The organism is Nostoc sp. FACHB-110 (assembly GCF_014697425.1).
Lineage (GTDB): Bacteria > Cyanobacteriota > Cyanobacteriia > Cyanobacteriales > Nostocaceae > Nostoc_B.
In genome coordinates, this window is record NZ_JACJRU010000001.1 from 41,337 (window position 1) to 57,829 (window position 16,493).

General features: G+C 40.0%; 15 protein-coding genes. 9 read left to right on the forward strand and 6 right to left on the reverse strand.

Features of this window, described 5'->3' with window-relative positions; translation table 11 throughout:
- Window positions 1–75: 75 nt before the first annotated feature.
- Window positions 76–2,112 (forward strand): ABC transporter ATP-binding protein/permease, encoded by a 2,037-nt coding sequence (locus H6G69_RS00055; protein WP_190680311.1) that lies wholly within the window; start codon window positions 76–78, stop codon window positions 2,110–2,112.
- 173 nt (window positions 2,113–2,285) lie between these two features.
- On the opposite strand, the gene H6G69_RS00060 is transcribed toward H6G69_RS00055, so the two are convergent.
- Entirely contained in the window at window positions 2,286–2,645 is a 360-nt protein-coding gene (locus H6G69_RS00060; protein ID WP_190680312.1) for a DOPA 4,5-dioxygenase family protein, read from the reverse strand.
- 76 nt (window positions 2,646–2,721) lie between these two features.
- Here H6G69_RS00060 and H6G69_RS00065 point away from each other — a divergent pair, with 76 nt between their 5' ends.
- The 5 genes from H6G69_RS00065 to H6G69_RS00085 all read left to right on the forward strand — a co-directional run bounded on the left by H6G69_RS00065 (window position 2,722) and on the right by H6G69_RS00085 (window position 8,516).
- Complete coding sequence (locus tag H6G69_RS00065) at window positions 2,722–3,807, forward strand: DNA polymerase beta superfamily protein (protein ID WP_190681144.1); 1,086 nt, start codon at window positions 2,722–2,724, stop codon at window positions 3,805–3,807.
- A 318-nt stretch (window positions 3,808–4,125) separates the two neighbouring features.
- Window positions 4,126–6,417, forward strand: coding sequence for a heavy metal translocating P-type ATPase (locus tag H6G69_RS00070; protein WP_190680317.1), 2,292 nt, complete (start codon window positions 4,126–4,128; stop codon window positions 6,415–6,417).
- A 41-nt stretch (window positions 6,418–6,458) separates the two neighbouring features.
- Window positions 6,459–7,028, forward strand: a complete 570-nt coding sequence (locus H6G69_RS00075; RefSeq protein WP_199335633.1) for a cupredoxin domain-containing protein — start codon at window positions 6,459–6,461, stop codon at window positions 7,026–7,028.
- A 91-nt stretch (window positions 7,029–7,119) separates the two neighbouring features.
- Window positions 7,120–7,533, forward strand: coding sequence for a heavy metal-responsive transcriptional regulator (locus tag H6G69_RS00080; protein WP_190680319.1), 414 nt, complete (start codon window positions 7,120–7,122; stop codon window positions 7,531–7,533).
- A gap of 392 nt (window positions 7,534–7,925) precedes the next feature.
- Window positions 7,926–8,516 (forward strand): Crp/Fnr family transcriptional regulator, encoded by a 591-nt coding sequence (locus H6G69_RS00085; protein ID WP_190680321.1) that lies wholly within the window; start codon window positions 7,926–7,928, stop codon window positions 8,514–8,516.
- A 206-nt stretch (window positions 8,517–8,722) separates the two neighbouring features.
- Here the strand turns inward: H6G69_RS00085 and H6G69_RS00090 are convergent, their stop codons facing one another.
- Window positions 8,723–9,157, reverse strand: a complete 435-nt coding sequence (locus H6G69_RS00090; protein WP_190680323.1) for an NUDIX hydrolase — start codon at window positions 9,155–9,157, stop codon at window positions 8,723–8,725.
- A gap of 167 nt (window positions 9,158–9,324) precedes the next feature.
- On the opposite strand from H6G69_RS00090, the gene malQ reads away from it, so the two are divergent.
- Window positions 9,325–10,833, forward strand: a complete 1,509-nt coding sequence (gene malQ / locus H6G69_RS00095) for a 4-alpha-glucanotransferase (protein ID WP_190680325.1) — start codon at window positions 9,325–9,327, stop codon at window positions 10,831–10,833.
- 72 nt (window positions 10,834–10,905) lie between these two features.
- On the opposite strand, the gene H6G69_RS00100 is transcribed toward malQ, so the two are convergent.
- Together H6G69_RS00100 and H6G69_RS00105 are read right to left on the reverse strand one after the other, a co-directional pair.
- Complete coding sequence (locus tag H6G69_RS00100) at window positions 10,906–11,718, reverse strand: RodZ domain-containing protein (protein WP_190680328.1); 813 nt, start codon at window positions 11,716–11,718, stop codon at window positions 10,906–10,908.
- Complete coding sequence (locus H6G69_RS00105) at window positions 11,705–12,508, reverse strand: pseudouridine synthase (protein WP_190680330.1); 804 nt, start codon at window positions 12,506–12,508, stop codon at window positions 11,705–11,707. The genes H6G69_RS00100 and H6G69_RS00105 overlap by 14 nt, the downstream gene beginning before the upstream one ends.
- Window positions 12,509–12,648: 140 nt before the next feature.
- On the opposite strand from H6G69_RS00105, the gene H6G69_RS00110 reads away from it, so the two are divergent.
- On the forward strand, window positions 12,649–13,362 hold the full coding sequence (locus tag H6G69_RS00110) for a DUF2993 domain-containing protein (protein WP_190680332.1): 714 nt from the start codon (window positions 12,649–12,651) through the stop codon (window positions 13,360–13,362).
- Between the two features lie 30 nt (window positions 13,363–13,392).
- Here the strand turns inward: H6G69_RS00110 and H6G69_RS00115 are convergent, their stop codons facing one another.
- Both H6G69_RS00115 and cbiT read right to left on the reverse strand, forming a co-directional pair.
- Window positions 13,393–14,289 (reverse strand): phosphatidate cytidylyltransferase, encoded by an 897-nt coding sequence (locus H6G69_RS00115; protein ID WP_190680334.1) that lies wholly within the window; start codon window positions 14,287–14,289, stop codon window positions 13,393–13,395.
- Window positions 14,290–14,361: 72 nt separating this feature from the next.
- Entirely contained in the window at window positions 14,362–14,964 is a 603-nt protein-coding gene (cbiT, locus tag H6G69_RS00120; protein ID WP_190680336.1) for a precorrin-6Y C5,15-methyltransferase subunit CbiT, read from the reverse strand.
- 92 nt (window positions 14,965–15,056) lie between these two features.
- Here cbiT and H6G69_RS00125 point away from each other — a divergent pair, with 92 nt between their 5' ends.
- Window positions 15,057–16,457: a serine/threonine-protein kinase gene (locus H6G69_RS00125; RefSeq protein WP_190680338.1), complete on the forward strand. Its 1,401-nt coding sequence runs from the start codon at window positions 15,057–15,059 to the stop codon at window positions 16,455–16,457.
- Window positions 16,458–16,493 lie beyond the last annotated feature (36 nt).

The window sequence follows — 16,493 nt, forward strand, 5'->3', positions numbered from 1 at the left end:
CAGTTTTTTGCTAGAAGACTTAGCACTGCTGAGTTTCTACAGAATTTATCTGAATAATGATGGAATCTTAAACAGATGCAAGCTACAACTTTTATTGGTAAATCACCAAGCAATGATTCTGCTTCGGCTAATGATTTTTGGGGAAATTTGAGAGCGATCGCGCTTCCTTTTTGGTATCCTACCAATACAAACGCTAGAGCATTCGCTGATGTCATTCGCACATGGGGAATGCTGGCTCTTTTAATAGTATTAATCATACTTCTTGTGGCTGCTACAGCATATAATAGCTTTGTTAGCCGCTATTTAATCGATATCATTACCAAAGAGCAAGACTTTAATAAATTCGTGAATACAGTCACCATGTATGGCGTTGGTCTTGTCTCTGTAATGCTCTTATTAGGATTTGCAAGATTTACTAGAAAACACATAGCACTTGATTGGTATCAATGGCTGAATAATCAAGTTTTACATAAATATTTAAGTAATCGTGCTTATTATAAAATTAATTTCATTTCGGAAATCGATAATCCAGACCAAAGAATATCACAACAAATAGAACCGCTAACTAGAAATGCACTTTCATTTTTTGCTACTTTTTTAGAAAAAGTTTTAGAAATGATCACTTTTCTAGTAATTCTTTGGTCACTGTCTCATTTTGTAGCAATTGTCTTATTTGTTTATACTGTCATTGGCAATTTAATTTCTATTTATTTAGCACAAGAATTAAACAAAATTAAACAAGAAGAACTGGAACACGAAGCCAGCTATAATTATAGTGTGACTCATGTGCGTAATCACGCGGAATCGATAGCTTTTTTTCGCGGTGAAAAACAAGAATTAAATATAATTCACAGCAGATTTATTAATGTTATCCAAAGTGCTAAAAGCCGGATTAATTGGGAAGTAACTCAAGATATTTTTAACAGAGGATATCAAGCAGCTATTCAAATATTTCCGTTTATCGTCTTGGGGCCTTTAGAGCTTAGAGGCGAAATTGGTTTTGGAGAAATTGCCCAAGCGAGTTTAGCTTGCAATTTATTCGCTACAGCTATAGCAGAATTAATCAGAGAATTTGCTACTTCAGGAAGATTTTCTAGTTATGTTGAGCGTTTAGTTGAACTGTCAGATGCTTTAGAAATAGTTACTAAACCACCAGAAAATCTCAGCACTATTCAAACAACAGAAGCAAATCAACTAATATTTGAAAATGTTACTTTACAAACGCCTAACTATGAACAAGTAATAGTCGAAAATTTATCTCTTGCTGTTCAGCCAGGAGAAGGTTTATTAATTGTGGGGCCAAGTGGTCGAGGAAAGAGTTCTCTGCTAAGAGCGATAGCAGGTTTGTGGAATGCAGGAACAGGTAACTTAGTGCGACCTCCATTAGAAGAAGTTTTGTTTTTACCCCAACGACCATATATTATTTTAGGAACATTACGCGAACAATTAATTTACCCTAATATAAATCAGCCAATGGCTGACTCACAATTAGTCCGTGTTTTGCAACAAGTCAACCTGCAAAATCTACTTAGTAGAATTGACAGCTTAGACTCAGAAGTTCCTTGGGAAAACATATTATCGCTAGGAGAACAACAACGCCTCGCTTTTGCCAGACTGTTAATTAGTCAACCAAGATTTACAATATTAGATGAAGCTACAAGTGCTTTAGATTTGACCAATGAAATTAATTTATATCAACATCTGCAAGCGACAAACACAACATTTATTAGCGTAGGTCATCGAGAAAGTTTACTTAGCTACCATCAATGGGTTCTAGAACTTTCCTATGATTCTAGTTGGCAACTTTTAACAGTACAAGATTATCGTCAACAAAAAGCAAATATTCCCAATCAACCTACAAATCCAACTGTTAATATAGATATTTCTCCTAATAACGAATCACCCAACTTATCAGCAGTATCAAATCAAGAAGCTACCGCAGGACTTTCTCATAAAGAAATCACTGAATTATCTTCCTATGCTATTAAAACAGTGAGAAGTAAAGCCAGCAAAGGAGAATCTATCACCATTAGAAATGGTGTGACTTACCGCTATAATAAAGACCCCAAAGTTTTGAAATGGATTAGGGTTGAAGAGGATAGCAGTTTATAGAGGATAGAGTTAAAGTTTTTTGTTGCCTATAGGACTAATATTTGATTTGGGAAAAAAATTAGCACACCCAGATAAGTCACCTTTCTTACTCCCTATCTAAACAAGTAAATTCCCAAATCAAACGAGATTCCTAGTATAGGCTAATTATCTTGACCTTTTTCAGCAAACCCTAATTAAGAAACCTTAGGACTGATTCTTTGCAAAAAGCCAATATTTAATTCCAGCCTATTTCCTAACCATAGAGCGTGTGCTGTATGGTCTGTAACATCATCACCAGTTTCCGGGTGAACCAGAATATCTAACCCTTCACGGTTCAACATTAGCCAAGGTACAACTTGCGGAAATTGGTTTGGTGCAAAGGCGACTTGATACATTGATTTTGGATGTGGCCCAATAGCTAAATCGTGCCAACGTCCCAATAAGACATCAAATCTAGAGCCTAATCCTTCACGGATTTTAGCAGCAATATCACGAGTTTCTGGATCGTAGTAGATATGGGCATGAAAGCCAGTAATGATGCTATTTTCTTTCATAAACTTACTACATTATTCCCGATAATATCAGATCCCTTACTTATAATAGATGAAAATTCCAGGTAAACCAGAAAATATGAAAAGAATTGAAATAGAGGAAAGAACAATCTTAGTTGGGTTAACAGGTAGTCATGGTTACGGGTTAAATAGACCTGAATCGGACTTTGATTATAGAGGTATATTTGTTGGTAAGAAAGAACATTATTTAGGTTTTTCGATAATTGAGCAAAAAGATAGCGGCTGGGATGAACCAGGGTTATTGTCTTTTTTGGATAATAATAAAGATACTTGTTTATATGAACTAAAAAAATATATAAAATTAGCTCAAGATGCCAACCCTAATATATTAGAGCTTTTGTGGTTAGATCAATATTTAGTGCTAACTAAAGTTGGTAAGTATTTAGTTGATCATAGACAAATATTTTTGAGCAAAAAAGTTAAGCATACATTTACTGGTTATAGTCATGCTCAACTCAGAAAAATTGAATCCCACAGAAAATGGTTACTGAATCCTCCACAGAAAAAACCTACCCCGGCTGACTTTGGTATTGAAGAGGAGCCTTTAACCAAGGATAATGTTAATGCTTTTTTGGAATATCTTTATGTTTTAATTAGAGGAAAAATAGAATATTTAGAAGAGTCAGAGCAACTATATCAATTATTAACGGCAGATATTGATTTTAAAGGATTGCTCAAACAATATAATCTAGACGCAGAGGCAATTAATTACACTCAACAATTAACTAAAGGTAGTAGTGACTTTTTTAATAGTCTGAGAAAAACTCAAGCGTATCGTACTGCGTTGAGAGAATGGGAAGCATATTTGAGTTGGCAAAAAAATAGAAATCCCATCAGAGCCGAAATGGAAAAGAAGTCAGGCTTTGATACTAAACACGCTATGCACTTAGTTAGATTGCTCAAAAGTGGAATGGAAATTTTACAAACTGGCGTATTGACTCCTAATAGACAAAAAGCTGGTGATGCGCCATTACTAAAAAGTATTTTAAATGGTGAGTTTACCTACGCTGAAGTCATCAGTTTAGCTGAACAATTAGAAAAAGATATTGAGGTAGCTTATAACAATTCCACTTTACCTCATCGTCCTAATACTCACGCTATTAATGATTTATGTATGGAGTTAGTTGAAATGAGAGGATGGTGATAGGTTATGAGTGATGTAGTAACCTGGTTTGTAGGAAGGAAACAGGGAACAAGAATATAGAGTTTTGGCAATTTCAAGATTGATGTCGATGAAGTTGTTGATAGTGTAGGACGGAAAGTCCTTGATGAACGGACTTGATTAGCATTTTTACTACAGGATTTGAACTGAGGCGGAATTCTTCAACATTACCTCTTGACTCTCCAGTTCACTGGAGAATTCAAGATAAAGTTAGTCGTTAGTTAGGAACTGTTTTCAAACTCTGTGATATCCCGGAGGCTAAAACAATAGTTTGAAAACAAACCCAATAGGAGTAGACAAATGGAGAATGCCACACTAAAGTTGCGCGGTATGAGTTGCGCCTCTTGTGCCAAAAGTGTAGAAGATGCTATTCGTTCTGTCCCAGGTGTAAATGAATGTAGTGTAAATTTTGGCGCAGAACAAGCAACCGTTGATTACGATGCCAAAAAAACAGACTTACAAGCTATTCAAAATGCGGTGGATGCAGCAGGTTATTCTGCCTATCCTCTGCAAGAACAAAACTTGATGGTGGGAGAAGATGACGAAGAAAAAAAATATCGCCAGCAAGAATTTCGTGATTTAGTCCGAAAATTAACCGTAGGCGGCATTATTGGCACTGTGTTAATTATTGGCTCACTACCAATGATGACAGGGTTAAACTTACCTTTGATTCCTTCATGGTTGCATAACCCTTGGCTGCAATTAGTGTTAACTACTCCGGTGCAGTTTTGGTGTGGTAAGAGTTTTTACGTCAATGCTGGGAAAGCTTTGAAGCGTCATGCTGCCACAATGGATACTTTAATAGCTTTGGGTACGAGTGCAGCCTATTTCTATTCTCTATTTGCTACTTTATTTCCCGGCTTTTTTATTACTCAGGGATTGATGCCGGATGTATATTATGAAACTGCGGCGATTGTTATTACTTTAATTTTATTAGGTAGGCTGTTTGAAAATCGCGCCAAAGGTCAAACCTCAGAGGCTATCCGTAAGTTAATTGGTTTGCAAGCGAAAACTGCACGCTTGATTCGTAATGGTAGAGAAATAGATGTGCCAATTGCAGAAGTACAAATTGGCGATGTAGTGTTGGTGCGTCCTGGGGAAAAAATTCCTGTTGATGGCGAAGTAGTTGAAGGAACATCAACCGTTGATGAGGCGATGGTGACTGGTGAAAGTGTGGCGGTGAAAAAGCAACCAGGAGATGAAGTCATTGGTGCAACTATCAACAAAACTGGCAGTTTTAAATTTCGCGCCACCAGAGTTGGTAAAGATACTGTATTGGCGCAAATTGTTCAACTAGTGCAGCAAGCTCAAGGTTCAAAAGCTCCTATACAGAGGTTAGCAGACCAAGTGACAGGTTGGTTTGTGCCGGCGGTAATTGCGATCGCCATCCTCACCTTTGTCATTTGGTACAACATCATGGGTAATGTCACCTTGGCATTAATCACCACTGTTGGAGTATTAATTATCGCTTGTCCTTGTGCTTTGGGTTTAGCTACACCAACCTCAGTCATGGTTGGTACAGGTAAAGGTGCAGAAAATGGCATCTTAATTAAAGGAGCCGAAAGCTTAGAATTAGCACATCAAATTCAAATTATTGTCTTAGATAAAACAGGCACAATTACCCAAGGTAAACCCACAGTAACAGATTTTGTCACAGTTAACGGTACAGCTAACGGCAACGAAATTAAACTCATCCAACTAGCCGCCGCAGTCGAACGCAACTCTGAACACCCCTTAGCCGAAGCGGTGGTTAGATATGCTCAAACTCAGGAAGTACCATTAGTAGATGTCAAAGATTTTGCCGCCATCGCAGGTAGTGGTGTCCAAGGTATTGTTGCTAATAGGCTGGTGCAGATTGGCACACAACGCTGGATGGAAGAATTAGGTATTGATACCCAAGCCTTGCAACAAGACAAAGAACGCTTAGAATATCTCAGCAAAACTGCCGTGTGGTTAGCCGTTGACGGTGAAGTTAAAGGCGTGATGGGGATAGCTGATGCCATTAAACCCACTTCATCCCAAGCTGTCAAAGCCTTGCAAAAACTCGGTTTAGAAGTTGTTATGCTCACAGGCGACAACCGCCGCACTGCCGAAAGTATTGCCCAAGAAGTTGGTATAAAACGCGTCTTTGCAGAAGTCCGTCCTGAGCAAAAGGCGGCGGTGATTCAGTCTCTGCAAACCGAAAAGCAAGGTAACAAAAGAAAAACTCAGCACTCAATTGTGGCAATGGTTGGTGATGGGATCAATGATGCACCAGCGTTGGCTCAAGCCGATGTAGGGATAGCCATTGGGACTGGTACAGATGTAGCGATCGCAGCTAGTGACATCACCTTAATTTCTGGCGACTTGCAAAGCATAGTTACAGCCATTCAACTCAGTCGCGCCACAATTCGCAACATTCGCCAAAATCTATTCTTCGCCTTCATTTACAACGTTGCAGGTATTCCCATCGCCGCCGGGATTTTATTCCCCTTCTTTGGTTGGTTACTCAACCCAATTATCGCTGGCGCAGCAATGGCCTTTAGTTCCGTTTCCGTAGTCACCAATGCACTGCGTTTACGTAACTTTCAACCCAAAGGAACGGGAAGTTAGTCTTTTGAATCAGCACTTTCAAAACAGGAAGTTTTTCAATCATGAACAAAACAGCACTCATCGGCAGTATAGCCAGTTTGGGAATTTTATTGGGAATCGCATCAGGTAAAGCAGCAGTTCAAACACCTCAGGAGACGCACTCATCTGCAATAGTCCAAACAAATCAATTTCAACCTATTGAACAGCCATTAAGAAATAAAATAGCCGTCACCCTCGGCGGAGTTGGACTCATCGGCTTACAACTTTGGTGGTTCTTGTTCAATAAACCCAAATCTCAAACCGCAGTTGCAACAGATGAAAATTTTCAAGAAGTTACTGTCACAGTTGATGGTGGATATGATCCCAGTCGGATTGTGGTGCAAGCCGGCACACTAGTAAGACTGAAATTTGAACGCAAAGATCCCAGCCGTTGCTTAGAACAAGTGTTGATTCCTGATTTTCACATTGCCGCAGATTTACCACTGAATCAAGTGACAACAGTGGAATTTATGCCAGAAACAGCAGGTGAATATACTTTCACTTGTGGGATGAATATGTTTCGTGGTGCGATCGCAGTTCAAGCCACAAATAATAGTAACAAACCAACCGCAACTCAAGTTAGTGTCTCATGAGGGAGATGATATTTGTACTGCTTGACTCTCCTGTTGAATGGAGAGTTTAGGATAAAATCAGCAACAACATCTCACTAAAAGCTAGGTAAGTATGTTAGCCCAAGCAGAAGGAAAACAGATTGGTGCAGTTGCCAAAGAAAGTGGCGTACCAATTAAAACTATTCGCTACTATGAAGAACTTGGTCTACTAAAATCATCAGGCAGAACAGAAGGTGGATTTAGATTGTTTAACTCTGATGTTTTAGAACGACTACACTTTATTAAACGCGCTCAAAGTTTGGGTTTGAGTCTATCAGAAATTAAAGACTTTCTCAATGTTCATGATAGCGGTGAATTACCTTGTGAGCATATTAAAAGTAAGCTCGAAGATAAAGTAAAAGCGATTGATGAACAAATTCAGCAATTACTAATTTTGAGACAAGAGTTATCAGGCTTACTCTCCGGTTGGGAAATTAAGCCTGATAGTAATCATTCAACTATTTGTCCAATTATTGAGCATGAATAAATTAATGAGGCTACGTTCATTTCAGCCTTGATCTCTTGTGTGTGCCTCTGTGGTTCGTTAATACAATCAAGCCTCTCAGCCGCATTGAACAGGGTGTAGGGGGTAGTGAAAACAGCGAAGTAAGAGGATTCAGAAGAATTTCAACGCTGTCGATATGAAAGGGCGCGGCTTCTGACCAAGAAAGTTGTTGGGGCTATTTCTTCTCCCCTACACCCGCCCCAACAGGGCTTGGCGAACTGTCTCGCTTTACCACAACAAGGTCAACCTCAGCTACTACATTAAGATAGTTTTCTGACTATTTCTGAGTACAGATTTTTTTATACCCATCAGTTCATTTACCTTGATCTATATGTATACTACGGTTAATACATCGAATAGACGTACTATAGATCATGGTGTCTTTACAATCTAGCTTGTCTAACTCCACCACTAGAAATACCAAGCAGCACTTTACCAGGCGTTCATTCTTACCAGAACATCAAAATATTCTCTGGCAAATTGAAAAAGGTTTCGTGCGGACATTTACTTATCTAGAAGATGGTACGACAGTTGCGCTAGGCTTATGGGGGCCTGGAGATACAGTAGGTAAAGCTTTGTCCAAAATGGAACCTTATCAGATGGAATGCTTAACAAAGGTAGAAGTAAGTATTATCCCAATAGAAGAATGGTTCCAACCAAAAGAGACTCTTTTAGCTCACATTCAACAAGCTCAAGAGTTGATGGTAATTCGGAGTTATAAAAAAGTAGATACTATGCTGATTAAGTTATTAGCGTGGTTATCCAAAAAATTTGGTTCTGATGTTGAAAAAGGACGCTTAATAGATATGCGTTTAACCCATGAAGACTTAGCAGAAATGCTGGGTTCTACGCGCGTTACTATTACTCGCATTTTAGGTCAATTTGAGGAAGAAGGGTTGATTGATCGTCTATCGTTGCACCGCATTGTGGTGCGAGAAGAAGACATTTGGTATTATGAGATTTAAACGCAAAGGTACGCAAAGTTAAGCGCAAAGTAACGCGGAGTTTGAGTTTTATTTCTTGTTACCAAATTGCGATTTAACTACCACGACCACGCGCTGCAATTAAATTTTCTGTAACTAAAAAGAAGGCAAAAAATGGCAATTTACCTATGGGCTGGTTGTCAAATTTTTCTATTTGTGCCTGACTATTCCGCATGGTTTGTAGTTGGTTAAACCCCTAACCTGGGACGTATACCATAATGCCGATAATACCAATAATCGCGCAGAATGCGATCGTGGTCAAAACATAAATTACTCGGCACACACCAATACTCAAAAATGCCTATACCCTTAGCATCATCTCCGGCTTTTGGTTCTCCCGTTGCTGTCGCCAAAAACACAATACTGAGTGTATGCTGACGGGGATCGCGCTTAGGGTCAGAATATACCAATAATTGTTCAATTAACTCCACTGGCAAACCTGTTTCTTCCTCGGCTTCTCTTTTAGCTGCGACTTCTACACTTTCGCCATAGTCAACAAAACCACCAGGTATTGCCCAACCAAGTGGAGAATTAAGTCTTTCAATTAACACTATTGGCCGATGTGGTCGGTCAACTAATTCGATGATGATATCAACCGTCGGGGCAGGATTACGATAACTCATAGTTATAAGTCTATAGTTATTAGCTAATAATTATTAGATCACTAACCAGGGATAAATGACAAATGACAAAGAACAAAAGCCCATATCTTCCTTTCTGTGATACATTCGATGCGATCGCGTAGCGTGTCGCTGTTGACAATCGCTTCCGCTTATAGTTGACAATAAATATGCCTTTTCCCAGATCCAGCGGCATTTTGCTGCATCCTACCTCTTTTCCCAGCCGATTTGGTATTGGTGATTTAGGTTTAGAAGCCTATAAATTTATAGATTTTCTTCGAGAGAGTTACCAGCAATATTGGCAAGTTTTACCTTTAGGCCCAACTGGTTATGGTAATTCTCCCTATGCTGCTTATTCGGCAATGGCGGGTAATCATCTGCTAATTAGCCCCGAAAAACTCCAAGAGCAAGGTTTATTAACAGAAGAAGACTATCATAACCTGCCAACATTTGCAGTTTCTCAAGTAGATTACGACAAAGTTATCCCCATTAAAGTTGAACTGCTAAAAAAGGCCTGCCAAAATTTTCAAGTTCAAGCAACACCTTTACAACAAACAGAATTTTCAGGTTTTTGTGACAGTAAAGCTTATTGGTTAGATGATTATGCTTTGTTTATGGCATTGAAAGATGCCCACGCAGGTACTAGCTGGCACACTTGGGAGCCAGAATTAGTCAAGCGCGAACCAGAGGCTATTGAGCAAGCAAAGCGACAGTTAAACGCAGAGATTTTTTATTACAAATTTGCCCAATTTGAATTCTTCCGCCAGTGGTCACAACTCAAAACCTACGCCAACATGAGCGGTATTCAAGTTATTGGCGATATTCCTATTTATGTAGCTCAAGATAGCTCGGATGTCTGGGCGCATCCCGACATTTTTTGTCTAGATGAAGAAACCAGAGAACCAAAACTGATGGCGGGAGTACCACCAGATTACTTTAGCGCGACTGGTCAATTGTGGGGCAACCCAGTTTATAACTGGGAGGAGTTACAAAAACAAAACTTTAATTGGTGGATTGGTCGCTTTGAAGCCATGCTGGATTATGTAGATGTGATCCGCATTGACCATTTTCGTGGATTTGAAGCTTACTGGGCAGTACCTCAAGGAGAAGAAACAGCCATCAATGGTGAATGGCTCAAAGCACCTGGGGAAGAATTATTTGACGCAATTAAAGAAAAACTGGGCAAACTACCTGTCTTAGCTGAGGATTTAGGTGTAATTACGCCAGAGGTAGAAGCACTGCGGGATAAATATGAATTCCCCGGGATGAAAATTTTACAGTTTGCTTTTGGTTCTGATCCTGGTAATCCTTTTTTACCGTTCAATTACTCGCGGAATTTCGTCGTTTATACCGGAACTCACGATAATGACACAAGTATTGGCTGGTTTGATCAAGCCAGTGATTATGAAAAGCAGAATTTACTGCTTTATTTAGGTTCTCTCAGCCCTGATGGTGTGCATTGGGATTTGATTCGGATGGCTTTAAGTTCTATTGCCAATCAAGCCCTTATTCCCTTACAAGATGTTTTGGGTTTACCTACAGAAGCGCGGATGAATTTCCCAAGTGTGGCTGAGGGTAACTGGGGCTGGCGTTATCAATCAGATGCACTTACGAAAGAACTAAGCGATCGCTTAAAAGTTCTCACACAATTGTACGGTCGCGCTCCCCGCCGAGACTAGCCTCAAGATTAGGAAGATTAGGGGGGAAAAGAAAATTCTCCCTTGTCTTCCCCATCTTGACTATCTCTACCATTACTGTGGTTTAGCCGCAGCAATCTTGACTTCTTCGGCTTTGCCTGGTTCTCCCATTCGTTTGGCTACCTGCTGATTGACACTCATCATCACACTACCAGCATTGTCTGTTTTGACTGTTAATTGCTCTTGAGCTTTCCAAACTCGATGGGTTCCTTCTGGCAAAATCCCTTCAAACTGAGTTTTCCCATCAGCAACAACACGAATCCAAGATGCTTCTTTCAAAGTGACACCAATCTGTAATGATTGATTATCTTGAGTAGTGCTAACAGTATCACTCACCGGTTGAGCTTCTATAGGTTGTGCCTGTGCTGGTGTTGGTTGTAAAACAGTTTCCGGTTTTGGCTGAGTTTCTGTGTCATTGGCACTAACAGCTGCTTGATTAAGTATTTTAGATAAGCTGCTGACAGAGCAAACTATGACTAGTATATAGAGTAAGTAAAGATGAATAGGGCGTAATATACCTAGCGACTGATTAATTGTAGGAGCCGCAGGCGTAGTCACTACTGGTGCAGCAGCGACTGGAAAGGCTTTAGCAAATTCCCCACCATTAAAGCCCAACGCATCAGCAAATTGCCTAATTAAACCTTGGATATAAATCGGCTCTGGTAAATCTTCTAAATTTCCTTCTTCAATTCCCTGCAATAATCGCCGCGAGATTTTAGTTATCACGACCATTTCATCTAGAGATAAGCCGCGTTCTTGACGCGCTGCCCAAAGTTGTGCGCCCAATTCTCTCAGCTTTTCTACTCTTTGTTGCTCCAAAGTTGCTGTAGTAGGCTGTTCTTTATTTTTCCGTTTAAACCACTTCATGCTTTGCTCCACTCCTTACCTCAGCTGAATCTTTAATAGGTAGTTGCTTTATGCACTTTTGCAAAAAGCGAATTTCTTCATCTTTAAGAAAACGATATTGACCCTCAGCTAACAAGGGTTCTTTGGGTTTTTTTAATTTAATTGGGCCTATAGCAGTTCGATGTAATTTGATGACTGGATGTCCCAGAATTTCGGCTACACGCCGAATTTGACGATTTCTGCCCTCCTTTAAAACTATTTCTAAACAGCTTTTTTCTGCCAAACTTTCTATAAGATTTACTTGTGCTGGTAGTGTTTTTCTTCCATCTAACATCACACCTTGACACCACTTGTTGATTACGGCTTTAGATGGATGACCTTCTACTACAACACGATAGGTTTTAGAAATACTATGTCGAGGATGGGTGAGTCCAAATGTTAGGTCTCCGTCATTGGTGAGAATTAATGCGCCTGTGGACTCGAAATCTAAACGACCAACTGGATGAATACCTAAACCTACACTTAACTCTTTGGGTAGTAAATCTAAAACTGTTTTTCTTCCCTGAGGATCGGCGCAAGTCGAGACTACTCTCGCTGGTTTGTTGAGTAATAAATAAACTAACGACGGCCGCTTTTGCGGAGAAATTTGCTGTTGATCAATCGCGATCGCATCTTTTTGTAGGTCAACTTTTTGACCTAAATGAGCCAATATCCCATTTACCCGCACGCGCGATTGCCGAATCATTTCTTCCGCTTCTCGACGTGACGCAATACCTAACTGAGAAAGAGCCTTTTGTAACCTTACCTCCATGTTGAATTTACTGATGTTTTTTCTAATCTTTAAATAATAATAATATTTGCATTTTGTACTGAATCACCATAAATGTTAGATTTAAGTGTCGATTCAGTTCAGTCGGTTGATGAGCTAATACTGATCAACACAATATTTCCATGCCTGAAAATAATTCCCAAGCAAAAGGTGCTAATAAAATACGAATCATCACTAATGTTCTCACAACTGCACTCAAACTCTGGTTAAGAGCGCAAGTGAGTCATGTTTCCCAGTTAGAGGTGGATATCAAAGCGAGCGATCGCCAACTTCTTTCAGGTCGTATTCCTTGGGTTTCTATTTCTGCAAGCAATACTGTCTATCAAGGCCTCCATATTACACGAATTCAACTTGTAGCGGAGAATATTCAAGTCAATATAGGCGCAGTACTAAAAGGCCAGCCACTGCGGCTGTTAGCACCAGTACCGGTAGTTGGCGAACTACTCATTGACCAGAAGGATCTCAACAGTTCCCTCTCATCCGAACTATTATCGACTGCTTTAAATGAAGTACTGGTTAAACTTGTACCAGAACACCGCCTAAAATCCAAGCCCATTGCTTGGCAAAAAATTATTCTGGAGAATCATCGAATAATCCTGGGTGCTATAGTAGCACGTTCAAGTGAAAATACACCTCTGGAAATATCTTTAGGTTTGAATTTACTCAGTAACCATGAACTACGGTTATCACAGATTCAGGTATTAGAAAATGACTCACCACTAGTTGAAACTAATGATCTTTACGACATAGATTTAGGTTCTGATGTCGATATGCAAGAATTAGCAGTGATCCCCGAGCAGTTGATTTGTCGCGGCAAAATTAATGTAAATCCGTGAAAGTCAGGGAATGGGGATAAGAACTAATGACTATTGGCTATTGACTGATATCAATGGCAATAACAGCGTGACGAAATAATAAACCAAAGGGGCTGTAAAGATGTAACTGTCGGTGCGATCTAAAATGCCACCATGACCGGGGATCAAGTCTCCCGAATCTTTCACTCCCGCATCACGCTTGAGCATAGATTCAGTTAAATCACCTAAAAGACTCGCAACGCCGATGAGTAAACCCAAGGCTGAACCGATGAATAGGAATTTGGGTAATTGAAGATAATAAGCTCCGGCGATGGCAACAACTACACTACCTGCAATGCCAAATACTGCACCTTCGACAGTTTTTTTCGGGCTGATGTCAGACAAAGGAGTTTTGCCAAAGAATTTACCAATCACATAAGCCCCAATATCAGCTGCCCAAATACAGAAAAAAGCCAATATTGTTAATGTAAAACCTTGGGGTAAAGCCGCCAGGTTTTTTTGCTCTAAAATATCCGCCCAGGAATTTGGCCAGTAACCTTTTAAGGGAATATTGCTGAGTGCCGCACTACCAATTGCCCTTAATCTTACCCAGTAACTCGATAGGTAGGCCACATAAAATAGTCCCATAATCGAAGCGGAAATATCAGCGATTGTGGCCATTTTGGGTTGAAATAGCAGGTAAAAGCAAATTACAGTTCCACCTAAAGGCAGTACGGCATCAGCTAAACTGTCATCAACGGTGCAGATGATCAGCAAGATTTGGCTGACAAAGATAGTGGTTTTTGCCGCCGGAACAATGCCCCTAGCTTGCACTAAATTAAAATATTCCTGCTGACCCAAAAAGATACTCACCGCAATCACAATGGTAAAATACCAACCTCCTAAGAGCGTGGCTACCAAAGCAAGGGCGATCGCAATAATTCCACTAATGATTCGAGACCAAGGCATAGAAGTAAGTATGAAGTGTGAAGTATGAAGTATGAATTTCAGCCTTTAGACTTCATACTTCATCCTTGAGATTTAGTCTAGTTTCTCACCACTGAGGATAAAAATGGGATCAGCTGCGGTAAAAGTCTGAGAAAAACCTCGGGTTTCTAGTCGATTGACGGCAGATTGCACAACTTCAATATTTCTCGCCCGTAACTGCGAAAAGCTTTGAGAAATAGCATACAGGCTTTCTAAATTACCAGCTGTGGCGATAACTCGACCAGAGGGGGGCAAATAATCCCACACTGCTTGTAAAATTTCTTGGATAGGTCGTCCGCCTTCAATACAGACGCGATGAGGTAAAGGCTTAATTTCATGCAAACATTCAGGCGCGCTACCTTCAACAACTTCGACATTTTTGACCTCAAAGCGATCGCAATTTCGCTTAATTAGGTTAGCGACTTCCTCATCTCGTTCTACCGCAATAATTTGGCCCTTGGGACACAATAATCCGACTTCTACAGGGATCGTACCTGTTCCTGCACCAATGTCCCATAATACAGAATCAGGTTGTAGTCGTAGCTGGGAAATTAACAACAGCCGCACTTCTCTTTGGCTGAAGGGAATACCCGGCAAATGCTCAAATAATTCATCGGGAATTCCAGGGGTGACGTAAGGCCAATGTTGGGAGGGCATATAAATACAGATTTATACTAAAGATATTCGCTTGTTAAATTTGACAAGTTATAAACTATCAAGAGTTTGACAACGTAGCGTCATAAGCAATCATGATAACTGGGCAGATACTAAACGACCGCTACGAAATCCAACAACAGTTGGGCAAAAAGCCTGGGCGAAAGACTTTTATCGCTCATGATTTAACAACTCAGGAATTGGTCATCATTAAGTTACTCTCATTTAACAGTGACTTTGAATGGGACGATCTCAAGTTATTTGAGCGCGAAGCCGAAACCTTAAAATCATTGTCCCATCCGGCTATTCCGCGTTATTTGAACTATTTTGAGGTTAATGCACCTACTATTAGAGGGTTTGCTCTAGTACAGACTTATATCCCAGCCCAAACTTTAGAGCAATATTTACAATCTGGGCGGACTTTTACAGAATTTGAAGTTAAACAGATAGCTACAGCAGTTTTAAACATACTAATTTACCTACACAGTTTAAATCCACCTGTCATCCACCGCGATATTAAGCCTAGCAATATTTTATTGGGTGAGCGTTCTGGTAATAGTGTTGGTCAAGTCTATTTAGTCGATTTTGGTTCTGTGCAAACAGTCTTAGCGACTGAAGGGGGAACAAGAACGGTAGTAGGAACTTACGGTTATATGCCACCAGAACAATTTGGTGGACGCACTGTCCCTGCATCTGACCTTTATAGCTTAGGTGCAACCTTAATTTATTTAGCTACAGGCAATCACCCGGCTGATTTACCCCAAAAAGATTTGCGAATTCAATTTGATAACGTAGTTAATCTCAGTTCTAGTTTGACTAGGTGGTTAAAGTGGCTGACTGAACCCAGCTTAGATCAGCGAGTGAGTTCAGCAAATGCAGCCCTACAAGCTTTAGATGATTCCCATTGGCAACCACAAACTACTGCTTTAACTATTGGTAAACCTGCTGGGAGCAAAATTCAATTAACCAAGAGTTGGGACGCATTAGAAATCAGGATTCCACCAAGCGGTTTTAAAGTATCGATGCTATTTACAGGTGGATTTGCGATCGCTTGGAATTCATTTATTTTATTTTGGACTATTGCTGCTCTAAGTGCGCCTTTTCCAGCTAATATTCCCTTTGTTTTATTCTCACTGCCTTTTTGGAGTGCTGGAGGTTTGATGGTTTGGGGTATAGTATTTGGTTTATTTGGCAGTCTGCAATTACGTATAGATAATCAGCAAGTTAGCTTTAACCGTAGTTTGTTTGGCTTTACATTTCATCGGCCTCAAGCATCGCCAAAAGAAAACATTAGCAAGTTAGCTTTTATTCATCAGCATTTTACTAAAGATAGTGAGGGTAATCGCACTACAGTTCCAGCACAGTTAGATATCTGGATTGGCGTGAAGAAATATTCGTTTGGTGGTAAAACCGCCATAGTCTTATCAGAAGCAGAACTAGCATGGTTAGCCCATGAATTAAAGGACTGGTTAGATATACCTCTTAGCCATGACTAGGCAAGATTGTTTGCACAATAGCTTGGACACCATCAG